This is a genomic window from Clostridium sp. Marseille-Q2269 (genome assembly GCF_943736985.1).
Classification (GTDB): Bacteria; Bacillota; Clostridia; order Clostridiales; family Clostridiaceae; genus Clostridium_F.
In genome coordinates this window covers 144,012-158,260 of the sequence record NZ_CALSFS010000001.1, presented here as the reverse complement: position 1 = coordinate 158,260, position 14,249 = coordinate 144,012, and the positions used below count along the sequence as shown (strand labels likewise).

Below are 14,249 nucleotides of genomic sequence, written 5' to 3'. Positions count from 1 at the left end.
TTATATATATCTCCCTATTGTATTCTTTTGAATTTTTTTTCTAAATCTTTTAGTGTGAATTTAATTATAGTAGGTCTACCATGGGGACAAGTATATGGATCATTTAATGTGAGCATATCTTCTATTAATTTTTTTATTTCTTCAGTTTTTAAATTATCGTTAGCCTTCACTGCAGATTTACACGCTAAGGTTGCAATAGCATTATACTTTATTGTTGAACTTTCTTTTGTTTTCATATTTTTTAAATTATAAAGTATATCCATAAAAAGACTTTCTATGTTGGGCTTACCTAATATCAAAGGTACTTCTTTTATATTTATAGTACATTCTCCAAAAACTTCAACTTTAAAACCTGACTTTTGAAATATATCTTTATTTTCTCTGTATATATTAAATTCATCTTCAGATAGCTCTATAACTACAGGCGATAATAGAATTTGACTTATTACATATCCCTTTTCTATTTCAGATTTAAATTTTTCAAATAATACTTTTTCATGAGCCGCATGTTGATCTATTATATATAGTTCTTTATCCTTTTCTATTAATATGTAGGTATTATTGAACTGTCCTATTATTTTCATATCCATATAAGAATTATTAGAACTATTTTCTTTGATGTTTGTATTAGATTTATCAATATCATTGTGCTCTTCATATGTGTTTTTAAAATTTTTATTATCCTGTTGCAATGTGTCTTCTTTTATATTATAGGAATTTTCAGTATACGCATTTGCATATTCATCTTTATTTTGGGAAAATACTGCATCTTTTTTACAACCATTACTGTAAGTTTTATTGTCATTGATTTGAGGAATTTTCTCATTTGTATTTTTAACTGAATTATTGTCTAAGTTATTTATATTATTACCAAAAATATCAATTTTATTATTGTTATTTAAATCTAATGGAATTTGTACTTCTTCATTTGTTTTTATAGTTTCAGCTATAGATTTTTCAGAATCATATATATTGATATCTTCTTTATTAAAAAAGTTAGTAAAAGATTCTTTTAATTCATCTTGTATAGCCTCATGAACTGCATCAAATATAGCTTTAAACATAGCTCTTTCATCTTTAAATTTAACCTCTGATTTAGTAGGATGTACATTGACATCAATATATTCTGGAAAAATATCTATAAATATTACAAAGAAGGGATAACTGTTTACGGTTAAAAAAGATTTAAATGCATTTTCTACTGCAGCAGTTATAAACTTACTTTTAACATACCGCTTATTTACAAATATACTTTGATTATTCCTACTTTTTCGGCTTATTTCAGGTTTACCTATGAATCCATATACAGATATTATGTCTCCATGGCTCTCAAAATTTATAAGATTTTCACTAATTTTTTTAGTATATACACATCGTATAGCATCTATTAGATTTCCGGAAGCATAGTTTCTTATACTCTGCTTTCCATTATTTATCAAATTAAAAGATATATCTGGATGTGCTAATATAAACCTATTTACTATGTCCGATATAGCAGTACTATCACTTCTAGCACTTTTTAAAAATTTAAGCCTTGCAGGAACATTATAAAACAAATCTGAAACTTCTATTGTAGTACCTACATTACAGCCTGTATCCTTTAAATATTCTATTTTTCCACCTTCTATATAGATTTCTTTTCCAAAATTATATGATGCCACCCTACTTTTAAGTCTAATTTTTGATACAGAAGAAATGCTGGCCAATGCTTCACCTCTAAAACCCATAGTATTTATTATATATATGTCTTCTATAGAATTTATTTTACTTGTAGCATGAGGAAGAAAAGCATTCTTGATATCAATAGGATAAATCCCTTCTCCATCATCTATTATTTTTATAAAGTTCTGTCCTCCTTCCTTTATTTCTATAGTTATATTCTTTGCTCCAGCATCTATGCTGTTTTCTACCAATTCTTTTACCACAGAGAAAGGTCTTTCTATGACCTCTCCTGCAGCTATTTTATTTGTAGTTTCTAAATCCAATAAATTTATTTTTCTCATTAAATCACCACATAAATTATATTTTATTGTATAGCTTAGCAGTATTAATTAGCCATACTAAGCTAAATAATTACAACAGTTACACATACTAAATATGGGTTATATAAGAGTGTTTTTTTAATCCATATCTTTTGTTTTATTTATTATATCATATAATTTATTAAAACCTTCCATAGGAGTCATTTTGAGTATATCTATATTTTTAATTTCTTCAATTAAGTTATCTTTCCTTATATATTCAAAGTTCAACTGAAGAGAATCTACTGCCACTTGATTTTTTATATTCTCCTGAAAATTAACCTGTTTTTTATTAGTAGAAGAATTCTCTTTGGTATTTTTATTATCTCTAATAGTATTATTAACTTTAGCTGAATCACTACATTGTGTAGTTCCACATTTATTTTTAATGCTAAATGAATCTTCTGGCCCTTTTATACTATCCGCTTTATTGTTTTCAATATTATTTAATATTTCTTTAGCTCTAGTAATTACAGGAGAAGGTAAGCCTGCTAGTTTAGCCACCTCTATACCATAGGATTGGTCTGCTCCGCCCCTTATTATTTTTCTTAAAAACACTATTTCATTTTCTAATTCTGACACAGATACAGAATAATTTTTCACACCGTTTATAGTATTTTCAAGTTTTGTTAGCTCATGATAGTGGGTTGCAAATAAAGTTTTACACCTTAAATCTTTATTATTACATATGTATTCTATAACAGCCCAAGCTATACTTAATCCATCATAGGTGCTAGTTCCCCTACCAACTTCGTCTAAAAGTACTAAGCTTTTTGGGGTAGCATTCTTTAATATATTAGAAACTTCCCACATTTCTACCATAAATGTACTTTTACCAGCAGCTAGATCATCTGAAGCTCCTATTCTTGTAAATATCTTATCGCATATAGAAATATTGGCAGACTTAGCAGGAACAAAACTTCCTATTTGAGCCATAATTGTAATTAATGCTACCTGTCTCATATAAGTAGATTTACCGGCCATATTAGGACCTGTTATTAATATAAGTTGATTTTCTTTTATATCTATTAGGCTATCATTAGATACAAATTCACCTTTAGGTATAACTTTTTCTACTACAGGGTGTCTACCTTCTTCTATATGAATTTCATCCTTAGCATTTATAATAGGCTTTTTATAGTTATTATCTATAGCTACAGTAGCTAAGGAACATAAACAATCTATATCTGATATTATGCTTGCAGATTTTTGCATTCTATCTATATTTTCTTCTATAAGATCTCTTATATTAGTAAAAAGCTTATATTCTATATCTATAAGTTTTTCTTCTGCGCCTAATATTTTTTCTTCCATTTCTTTAAGTTCAGGAGTAATATACCTTTCTGCATTAGATAAAGTTTGCTTTCTTATGTATCTTCCTTCTGGTACTAAACTTAAATTTGCTTTTGTAACTTCTATAAAATAACCAAAAACTTTATTATAACTAACTTTTAATGATTTTATTCCTGTTTCTTCTCTTTCTTTTTGTTCTAAAGATGCAATCCATTTTTTACCGTTAGATTTCCCTTCTCTTAGAGAATCTACCTCTTCATTAAACCCTTCTTTTATTATGTTACCTTCTTTTACTGATAAAGAAGGATTATCTAATAAAGATTTATTTAACAACTCGGTAATATCTTCTAGAGTATCAATATTTTCTTCCATATTTAAAAATAAATCACTTTTAAAATTTGATAAGCATTTTTTTATAAAAGGAACTTTACTTATAGAACATCTTAAAGATATAAGCTCTTTAGCATTAACGCTTTTAGAAGCTACTTTACCTACTATTCTTTCTATATCATATATAGATTTTAAATTTTCTTTTAAATCTTCTTGTGAGGATAGATTATTCAATAATTCTTCTACAGCATTTAATCTGTTTTCTATAGCATTTTTATTTATAAGAGGCTGTTCTATCCATCTTCTCAATTGCCTTCCACCCATAGCTGTATTAGTTTTATCTAATACCCATAGAAGAGATCCTTTTTTAGTTTTTTCCCTTAAATTTTCTGTTATTTCTAAATTTCTTCTTGAATTTACATCTATAGTCAAATAGTCTATTATGTTGTAATAGTTTATTTTATTAATATTAGATAAAATATTTTTTTGAGTATGAAATATATAATATAAAAGACCATTACAAGATTTTTTTACTATAGTTTCATACTCATTTTTTTTAAAATTGTTAAATTGACTTTTCAAATTCTCATCTATATTATGGCTAAAATTTTCTTCTTTTATTTTACTTATAGATATGTTAGGAAATCTTTCTTTTATAGTGCATATAAAATTTTCATTGATATTTTCATCTAAAATAATCTCAAGAGGAGTAAATTTTGATATTTCATCTAATACTAAGGCTTCTTTAAAATTACTATGAGTACAATTAAACTCACCTGTGGATATATCTGCAAAACTCATAGAACAAATATTGTCTTCTAAATAAAAACTCATTATATAATTGTTCTTATTTTCTTCCAAAAATGAAGAATCAGTATAGGTGCCTGGTGTAATTATCTTTATAATCCCTCTTTTCACTATACCTTTAGCAGCTGAAGGATCTTCTAATTGTTCACATATAGCTATTTTATAACCTGCGCTTACTAATCTACCTATATAAGCATTGGCAGCATGATAAGGAATTCCACACATAGGAGCTCTTTGTTCTAATCCACAATCTCTTCCTGTTAGTACTAATTCTAATTCTTTAGAAGCAATTTTAGCATCTTCAAAAAACATTTCATAAAAATCACCTAATCTAAAGAATAATATGCAATCTTTGCAGTTTTCCTTTACATCTAAATATTGTCTCATCATTGGAGTTAATCCCATATTTTATCCTCCTTAGAATATCTATTTTAAATTTAATCTTTTAAAAAAAGCTCTTAAATAAAGAGCTTTAAAAATATATATTTAAATTTCTTCTCCTGTTAATGAAAAAGAATTGGCTTTTGTTATTTTAACATTAACAAGTTTTCCTATAGACTCTTTATTGCCAACAAAATTAACAAGTTTTCCTGTTCTTGTTCTACCCATTAATTTATGGGGATCGTTTTTACTAATTCCCTCTACTAAAATTTCTTCTATCTTGCCTTCGTAGGCTTTATTCTTATTAGCACTTATTTCATTAACTACTTCCACTAGCTTATTAAATCTTTTATGCTTAATATCTTCAGGTACTTGTTCTTCAAATTTAGCAGCTGGTGTTCCCTTTCTTATAGAATATAAGAATGTAAAAGCAGAATCATATTCCACTGTTTTTACTAAACTTAATGTATCTTCAAAATCTTCCTCTGTTTCTCCAGGGAAACCCACTATAATGTCTGTAGAAAGAGCTACGTTAGGTATAAGTTTTTTTATTTTAGATACAACTTCTAAATATTGTTCTCTATCATAATGTCTATTCATTTTCTTTAATATGTTACTAGAACCAGATTGTACTGGAAGATGTATTTGTTCACACAGTTTATCACATTCTACAATAGTTTCTATAACATCATCTGTTAGATCTTTTGGATGGGAAGTCATAAATCTTACTCTCTCTAATCCATCTATAGTATTTACTCTTTTTAAAAGCTGTGCAAAAGTAACATTAGGTTCTAAATCTTTACCATAAGAGTTTACATTCTGTCCAAGTAACGTTATTTCTTTATATCCTTCTGATACTAGTTTTTTTATTTCATCTTCTATATTTTCAGGAGTTCTACTTCTCTCTCTTCCTCTTACATAAGGAACTATGCAATAAGTGCAGAAATTATTGCATCCATACATTATAGTAACAAAAGCTTTCATACTACTCTTTCTATCAATTGGCATATTTTCTATTATGATATCCTCTTTTTCTTGTATTCTTAATATAGATGAATGTTTCTTTTTAACTTCATTTAAATAATTTATAAAATTATGTAGATTATGAGTTCCTATTATAATATCTACAAAAGGAAATTTCTTTTTTATAGTTTCTGCCATACCTGCTTGTTGCATCATGCAACCGGTAACGGATATAATTAAATTTGGATTTTTAGCTTTTAACCCTTTAAGTATTCCTAAATTTCCATAGACCTTAAGCTCTGCATTCTCTCTAACACAGCAAGTATTAAATATTATTAAATCTGCTTTTTCTCTTTCTTCTGTTCTTATATAACCTTCTTTTTTTAACATACCTGAAAGTTTTTCTGAATCTTCTTCATTCATTTGACAACCCCAAGTTTCTATAAAAAAATTACCTGTAATATGTATATCTTTCGTAGCTAATTTTTCATTCACTATTTATTCACCTCATAAATTTAAAAAATTTGACTTATACATTATACTATATTTTAATAATAATTTCTAATATAGTACTGTATAATATAAATAAAGTTTAATAATGAATATGTTTATATTATAATTTTGACTCAATTTTGTGATAAATTTATAACATCTTAAAATATTTTATTAAAATAAAAGTTTTTCAAATTTACCATACTATTATAAAAATTCAAAAAAAGATTTACTTTTTTTATTATTTAGTATGTATAATTACTTTGATAGATAGTCATTAAACGTTTTTTAGCGAGTATATTTGACAAAATAGTACAATACAATTTGATAAAATATTAACATTCCTGTATTTTTTTTAAAGTTTTTTTAATTTTTTATATATTCAAAAGAAGGATATAATACGCATCTGTAGAATATAATTTTATAAAGGTATTGATTAACCTATTATATTTTTGGAGGGATTTGTTAATGAATATACATTTTTCAGAAAGAGCACAAGGATTAAAAGCATCAGAAATAAGAGAACTATTAAAATTAACTGAAATGCCAGAGATAATTTCTTTTGCAGGCGGATTACCAGCACCAGAATTATTCCCAGTAGAAGAAATGAAGGGCATAATGAACGAAGTATTAGATACTCAAGGAAGAGCCGCACTACAGTATAGCTCTACTGAAGGTTACAAACCATTAAGAGAAATTATAGCTAATGAAAGAATGAAACCAGCAGGTGTAGACGTTTCTTATGAAAACATCGCTATAACTAATGGCTCCCAACAAGGTATAGAATTTTCAGCTAAAATTTTCTTAAATGAAGGAGATATAGTTGTTTGTGAAAGTCCTAGTTATTTAGGTGCTATAAATGCTTTTAAATCATATAGACCTAAATTTGTTGAAATACCTATGGATGAAAACGGAATGATAATAGAAGAATTAGAAAAAGCTTTAGCTGAAAATAAAGGCAAAGTTAAAATGATATATACAATACCTGATTTTCAAAATCCTACTGGAAGAACTATGCCAGATGATAGAAGAAAGAGAATAGCAGAATTGGCTGCAGAATATGAAATACCTGTAATAGAAGATAATCCATATGGAGATCTTATATATGAAGGAGAAAGACATCCATCTATAAAAAGTTTTGATAAAGAAGGATGGGTTATTTATCTTGGAACTTTCTCTAAAAATTTCTGCCCAGGATTAAGACTTGCATGGGTTTGTGCTGAAAAAGAAATATTAGATAAATATATAATCGTAAAACAAGGCGTTGATTTACAGGCTGGCACATTAGACCAAAGAGCAACAGCTTTGTTTATGCAAAAATACGATTTAAACGAACATATTGCAAAAATCAAAAGAGTTTATGAAAAACGTAGAGATTTAATGTTAGATAATATGAAAAAATACTTCCCAGCAGAAGTAAAGTATACTCATCCTGTTGGGGGATTATTTACATGGGTAGAATTAAGAGAAGATTTAGATGCTAAAGAATTAATGAAAGATGCTTTAGCTGAAAATGTTGCTTATGTACCTGGAGGTTCTTTCTTCCCTAACGGAGGACATGAAAACTACTTTAGATTAAATTACTCTTGTATGAGTGATGAAAAAATAGTTGAAGGTGTAAAAAGATTAGGTAAAGTTTTAGATAAATATTATAAATAATATTAGTATATTATTTTATTTATAAAGCATAATTACATAAATTATCTCCTTTTGGTCTAGAATAAGTCTAGAAGGAGATGATTTATGTGTATAATGTAAAGGTTTTAAATGAGGAAGATGAAACCCTGTCAAATAAATTAAAATATGAATGTATTATAGATAGAAGCTATTATGGAAAAATAGCAGCAGAAAATGATTTGATTAATTTAAAATCAAGTTATGTTCCAAGAGAAAATATATTTTATTAAATTTTAAATATATTTATTAGATTTTGAACATTTATTAATGGGGGTAAGAATAATGAAATTTTCAAAAGAATATCTGATATGCAATTTTCACCAATAAGAAAGCTTGCACCATATGCAACTGAAGCTAAAAATAAAGGTATCCATGTTTTTCATTTAAATATAGGACAACCAGATGTTAAAACTCCGGAATGCTTTACTGAAGGTATAAAATCTTATAATGATCCTGTATTAAAATACTCTGGATCTCAAGGCATGGATAATCTATTAGAAAGTTTTATAAAATATTACAAAGAATGGGATATAAAATTTGAAAAGGATGAATTATTAGTAACAAACGGCGGAAGCGAAGCTATTCAATTTGCATTGATGGCCATATGTGATGCTGGAGATCAAATCATAATTCCAGAACCATTCTATACAAATTATAATGGTTTTGCTGAATCAGCTGGAGTTAATGTAGTTCCTTTCTTAACTAAAGCAGAAGAAGGATTCCATCTTCCAAAGAAAGAAGAAATAGTAAGTAAAATGTCTAATAAAACAAGAGCTATATTAGTTTCAAATCCAGGAAATCCAACTGGAGTTGTTTATACTTATGAAGAGTTAAGAATACTTGCTGATATTGCTAAAGAACATGATTTATTTTTAATTGCAGATGAAGTGTACAGGGAATTTGTATATGACGGACTAAAATATACATCAGCTATGTATTTAGAAGATGTTAAAGATAGAGTTATAATAATAGACAGTGTATCTAAACGTTACAGTGCTTGTGGAGCTAGAATAGGACTTGTTGCTTCTAAGAATAAAGAACTTATTCATCAAATACTAAAATTATGTCAATCAAGATTATGTGTTCCTACAGTAGAACAAATAGGAGCAGCTAATTTAATAAACACTCCTAAAAGTTATTTTACAGAAGTAAAATCTGAATATGAAAATAGACGTAATATAATGTTTAAAGGATTAAAAAATATTCCTGGAGTCGTATGTGAAAAACCAACAGGAGCTTTTTACATAGTTGCAAAACTTCCTGTGGATAATGCTGAAAAATTTGCTAAGTGGATGCTAACTGAATTTAGCCACAATAATAAAACTGTTATGGTAGCTCCAGCAGCTGGATTTTATGCAACAGAAAGTCTTGGGGAAGATGAAATACGACTTTCATATTGCTTAAAAGGTGAAGATTTAAAAGAGTCTATGGAGATACTAAGATTAGCTATAGAAAAATATAATAACAAATAAAAATAACCCCTTTATGGGGTTACTTTTTTATTTGAAGGATTAATTATAAATATATGTTTTTCTTTGCATAATAAGAAACCTAAAGATCTATAAAGACTTATAGCCACTTTATTTTCTGAGCTTACTCTAATCATTACTTTCTTAAAACCTTTGGATTTTAATTTGTTTATAATATGATTCAAAAGTATTTTACCATAACCTTTAGATCTGAATTTTAAAAGTATACCAAAGTTAACAATAAAAGGCATATTATCTTCTAATATAACCTGCCCATATCCCATATATTCAGTGTTATTCTTTATAAAAAAAGAAGCATCTCTAATATAGTAATTTTGGGATTCATCAAAATATATATCTTCTATAGTTAAAGGGGTTCTGGAATTGCTTTTAAAAACTTCATTTTGTATATAACATCTTATTTTTTCATGCTTATTTATTATGGGTGTTTCAAAATTAATAAAATCTGGGGTGTTTATATTACTTTTATAATTCTCTATATTCAAATACAATTCTAGTACTCCCCTACTCTTTCTAAAACCTATATCTTCTAATATATTATAATTATAGCCATTGTTCTCACAATCATATTCTATAATTGCATTATCATCTAACTTTACAAAACAATTATATAGTTCTCTTATATTATCTGTTTTTATGATATTTAAAGAATTTATATGACATTTATTTCTTACAGTATTTCTCCATATATATCCAATACATTCTTCTTTTCTATATAATAATTTAACCTTTTTTTTAAAAAATAACTTTTGTATAAAATTACAGTTATCATATAAAATAAAAAAATCTTCATTTAAAAAATTAAATTTATGTCTGTTACTATTTAACTCTTTAAACGCTATAATATTATCTTTATTTAAATTAATACATTTAAACATAATCAGCCTCTTTGTTAATTATTATAGTTACCCATATAGTATAAATCCTAATTTAATTTAAGTCAATTTATACTATATTATTCATATTGGTCTAGATATTTTAAATAATTTTCTAAAAATTCTCTTTGCATATCATCATATTTTATAATTTTATTTAGTTTTTTCATATATCTAGTTTCTGGCCAGTGTTTATGTTTTATATACCTCTTCTTACCTAACTTCCAAAATTTATGAGGAAATATAATTAAAGATAACATAACTTCTAAATCTTCTTTGGTAAGTTTATTTTCACAATTATATGCTTCTATTATTATTTTTGCTTTATCAAAATCCCATTGATAGCTCTTTTTAGTCATAAGCCTTTGTATATATTTCCCTAAATCATTAACCTGTAGATCTATTATTATACTATCTAAATCTATTATATAATATTCTTTATCTTTTTTTATTATATTTTGATAATAAAAGCTATGATGGCATAAACTTTTGTTTTGTTCAGCTTCTTTAGATAATTTATAGTAATCTGATTTGTTTAAAAAGGAAAGTGCAACCATAGCCCTTTCATAAAAACTATCTATATAATCTCTATAAGTAATATCAAATTCATTTTTAATTTTTTTGTTTTCTATATTATTTCTGAATCTATCCATATCAGATATTCTTTTATTAAATCTTTTGGGCCATTTTTTTAGATGATTTTTAACCTTTAATCTATTTACATTTATTTTTTCTGTAGCTTTATGAAATCTAGCCAATACCTTAGCACAATTTTCTGCTTCTGATACATCATTTAGATCACATTCATTACCATCTATCCATTCAGTAGCATAAAATACCCATTTTTTATATTTTACATAGTTGTTATTATCCTTAGTTTGATAATAGGAGGCTATATCATGAAATCCTACATTTTTTAGCTCTTCTACAAATATAAATCCATTTCTTATTTTGTATTTTCCATGTCGGGTACGTTTTAAACATTTATTTCCTGCAGTAGTTTCAACTCTATATACGCTTCTTACTTTAGAAAAATCTATAACATTAAAGTTGTATTTACTTAATACTTTATTAATCATTTGTCTTTCTTTTTTAGTAATATGGCTTTCATCATAATTAATAATTCTTCTATTACCCATATAAATTCCTCCTTTAGTATATCTATTAAATTATATTAATAGATATCAGGAATATTACTAAAAAAACAAAAAAAATATATGTATCACTAATTTGTGAATACATATATTTTATACCTTTAAATTATTATAATTTCAATATATGTTTAAAAATCTTCTACATCTTTTATACTTAATGCAATTCTTTTTTCATCTGAATTAACTTCTAGTATTTTAGCTTTCACTTCTTTTCCTAAAGTTAATTTCTCTTCTGGTTTCTCTATTCTATCATTGCTTATTTTTGATATATGAACCAGTCCATCTACACCAGGCTCTAACTCTACAAAAGCTCCAAAGCTAGCAAATCTGACTAGTTTACCTAATACTATATTCCCTATTGGATATTTTGCTTCTACATTATTCCAAGGATCTTCCATTAATTTTTTTATACTTAAAGCTAATTTTTTATTTTCTTTATCTATATCCAAAATATATACTTTTATTTTATCTCCTATATTTAGTATATCTTCTGGTTTGGCTACTCTTCCCCAAGATATTTCTGAAACATGCAATAGTCCATCTATACCATTAATCTCAACAAAAGCTCCAAAATTTGTAAATCTCTTCACTTCACCTTCTACTACGGTATCTTTTTCTAAAGAATCCCAAGTTTCCTCCATATGTTCATCTCTAAGTCTTTTTAAGATTGCTCTTCTAGAACTTACTATCTTAGTTTTATATCTATCCTTTACCAATTCGATGATATCCACATCTAATTCTAATCCTTTGTATTTTTCTAAGTTGTCTACATGATAAAGTTCTATATGGGAAGCTGGAAGAAACACTCTAACTCCATTATATGAACATATTAAACCTGCATCAACAGCATTTTTTACAACAACTTTTATAGCCTGTTTATTTTCAAAAGCTTCCTTTAAATTCTTTAATGCTTTTTCACGATCTAATTCCTTTAAGGATAGTACTACATATCCATCTTCATTTTTTATTCTAACTATTTTAGCTTCTATATCATCTCCAGCATTAAAAGAATCTTTTAATGCTTCTTCATTATTTAAAGTTACTTCTTCTTTGGGTATGACACCTTCAGATTTATAGTTTAAATCAACAAATAATTCATTTTCATTCAAAGAAACTATAGTTCCTTTTACTACTTTACCAACTACTATTTGCTGTTCTTTTTCATTCATATATTTAATCATTTCATTATTTGATACTTCTATTGTATTATCATTATTATTCATTTTAGCCATAGCCTCCTTTATAATCCAATCTGGTGTAGATGCTCCAGCAGTGACACCTATATTTTTATCTAAATTCTTATATATATGTTCTGGAATTTCATTTGCATTTTCTACGTGTATAGTATTTTTGCAATTATTTTTACATATTTCATAAAGTTTAGTGGTGTTAGAACTATTTTTACCACCTATAACTACCATATTGTCTACGCTCTTTGATAATTCTTTTGCAGTTTGTTGGCGTACTTGAGTTGCATTACATATAGTATTAAAAGCTAATATCTCTTTAGCTCTTTTAATTAATATAGTAAGAACTTTTTCCCAATTTTCTTGTTTTTCTGTAGTTTGACATAATACACAAACTTTTGTATTTAAGTTATCTATATTGGAACCATCTTTTGATATAATAGCAGAATTATTGCACCACCCATTTATTCCAATAACTTCGGGATGATTTTCATCTCCAACTATTATTATTTTATAGCCTTCTTCATAATATTTTTTAGCTTTAATTTGAATATTAGCTACATGAGGACAAGTAGTATTTATAACATTTAATCCTCTATCCTTTAAGTAATCTATAGTTTGAAGTGGTACACCATGAGATCTTATAATGATGGTATCATCTTTTTTTAGCTTATCTACATCCGCTATAGTTATAGGTTCTATTCCCTTTTCTTTTAAAAGATTAACTACATCGTTATTATGTATCAATGGTCCTAAAGTGTAAATTTTACTTTTTAAATTTTCTTTGGTATTTAATGTTGTATCTAAAGCCCTTTTAACACCAAAGCAAAAGCCTGCTTTATCTGCTAAAATTACATTCATTTTTTATTCTCCTAACTTTAGTAGTTTTAATATTATTTTTGTATAATATCAGTGAGTGTTTTTATTTATAATATTACATATCTTATCAACTACTTCTTCTATAGTAGAATTGGATGTATCTATTAAAATTGCATCTTTGCTTTTCTTTAATGGATTGATTTTTCTGTTGCTATCTATATAATCTCTTTCTTTAATTTCTTTTAATACATCCTGAAAATCAATATTTATATTTTTCCCTTTTAGTTCTTTCAATCTTCGTTTTGCTCTAACTTCAGCACTAGCTGTAATAAAAAATTTGTAAGGAGCATCTTTAAGAACTACTGTGCCTATATCTCGTCCATCCATTATTACATTATATTTTTTGCTTATATTTTGTTGCATTGAAACTAAAAGTTCTCTTACCTCTTCTACTGCTGCATACTTAGATACATTATTATTTATTAAAGGCATTCTTATAGCCTCTTCTAAATCCTTGCCATCAACAATTATATTGTCTCCACTAAAGCTTATGTCCATTGAATTAATTAAATTTTTAAGTTTTTCTATGTGAGATGGTTCTATATTATTTTCTAATGCCATAAGAGCCACTGCCCTATACATAGAACCTGTATTTATGTACATTAAATTTAATTTATTTCCAATAATTTTTGCTATGGTGCTTTTGCCTGCCCCTGCAGGACCATCTATGGCTATAGATATATTCAATACTATTCCGCCT

The 14,249-nt window shown here is 26.5% G+C and carries 10 protein-coding genes; 3 read left to right on the top strand and 7 right to left on the bottom strand.

Annotated features, from left to right (window positions below):
* Positions 1–14 precede the first annotated feature (14 nt).
* The 3 genes from mutL to miaB all read right to left on the bottom strand — a co-directional run bounded on the left by mutL (position 15) and on the right by miaB (position 6,290).
* Complete coding sequence (gene mutL, locus NGI68_RS00670; RefSeq protein WP_251859555.1) at positions 15–2,003, bottom strand: DNA mismatch repair endonuclease MutL; 1,989 nt, start codon at positions 2,001–2,003, stop codon at positions 15–17.
* 117 nt (positions 2,004–2,120) lie between these two features.
* Positions 2,121–4,856: a DNA mismatch repair protein MutS gene (gene mutS / locus NGI68_RS00665; RefSeq protein ID WP_251859554.1), complete on the bottom strand. Its 2,736-nt coding sequence runs from the start codon at positions 4,854–4,856 to the stop codon at positions 2,121–2,123.
* Between the two features lie 81 nt (positions 4,857–4,937).
* Positions 4,938–6,290: a tRNA (N6-isopentenyl adenosine(37)-C2)-methylthiotransferase MiaB gene (miaB, locus tag NGI68_RS00660; RefSeq protein WP_251859553.1), complete on the bottom strand. Its 1,353-nt coding sequence runs from the start codon at positions 6,288–6,290 to the stop codon at positions 4,938–4,940.
* Between the two features lie 465 nt (positions 6,291–6,755).
* On the opposite strand from miaB, the gene NGI68_RS00655 reads away from it, so the two are divergent.
* The 3 genes from NGI68_RS00655 (at position 6,756) to NGI68_RS00645 (ending at position 9,436) form a co-directional block, all read left to right on the top strand.
* Complete coding sequence (locus tag NGI68_RS00655; protein WP_251859552.1) at positions 6,756–7,946, top strand: aminotransferase-like domain-containing protein; 1,191 nt, start codon at positions 6,756–6,758, stop codon at positions 7,944–7,946.
* 86 nt (positions 7,947–8,032) lie between these two features.
* On the top strand, positions 8,033–8,194 hold the full coding sequence (locus tag NGI68_RS00650; RefSeq protein ID WP_251859551.1) for a hypothetical protein: 162 nt from the start codon (positions 8,033–8,035) through the stop codon (positions 8,192–8,194).
* Positions 8,195–8,272: 78 nt separating this feature from the next.
* The gene (locus tag NGI68_RS00645) at positions 8,273–9,436 is read left to right on the top strand and encodes a pyridoxal phosphate-dependent aminotransferase (RefSeq protein WP_251859550.1); all 1,164 of its coding nucleotides are present in this window, start codon (positions 8,273–8,275) and stop codon (positions 9,434–9,436) included.
* A gap of 11 nt (positions 9,437–9,447) precedes the next feature.
* Here NGI68_RS00645 and NGI68_RS00640 read toward each other — a convergent pair whose 3' ends face one another.
* The 4 genes from NGI68_RS00640 to cmk form a co-directional block, all read right to left on the bottom strand.
* Positions 9,448–10,332: a GNAT family N-acetyltransferase gene (locus NGI68_RS00640; protein WP_251859549.1), complete on the bottom strand. Its 885-nt coding sequence runs from the start codon at positions 10,330–10,332 to the stop codon at positions 9,448–9,450.
* A 77-nt stretch (positions 10,333–10,409) separates the two neighbouring features.
* Positions 10,410–11,468, bottom strand: coding sequence for a CotS family spore coat protein (locus NGI68_RS00635; protein WP_251859548.1), 1,059 nt, complete (start codon positions 11,466–11,468; stop codon positions 10,410–10,412).
* 143 nt (positions 11,469–11,611) lie between these two features.
* Positions 11,612–13,531: a bifunctional 4-hydroxy-3-methylbut-2-enyl diphosphate reductase/30S ribosomal protein S1 gene (locus NGI68_RS00630; protein WP_251859547.1), complete on the bottom strand. Its 1,920-nt coding sequence runs from the start codon at positions 13,529–13,531 to the stop codon at positions 11,612–11,614.
* Between the two features lie 48 nt (positions 13,532–13,579).
* Positions 13,580–14,242 carry a (d)CMP kinase gene (gene cmk, locus NGI68_RS00625; RefSeq protein ID WP_251860178.1) on the bottom strand — a complete coding sequence of 221 codons (663 nt, stop codon included), beginning with the start codon at positions 14,240–14,242 and terminating at the stop codon, positions 13,580–13,582.
* Positions 14,243–14,249: the final 7 nt, after the last annotated feature.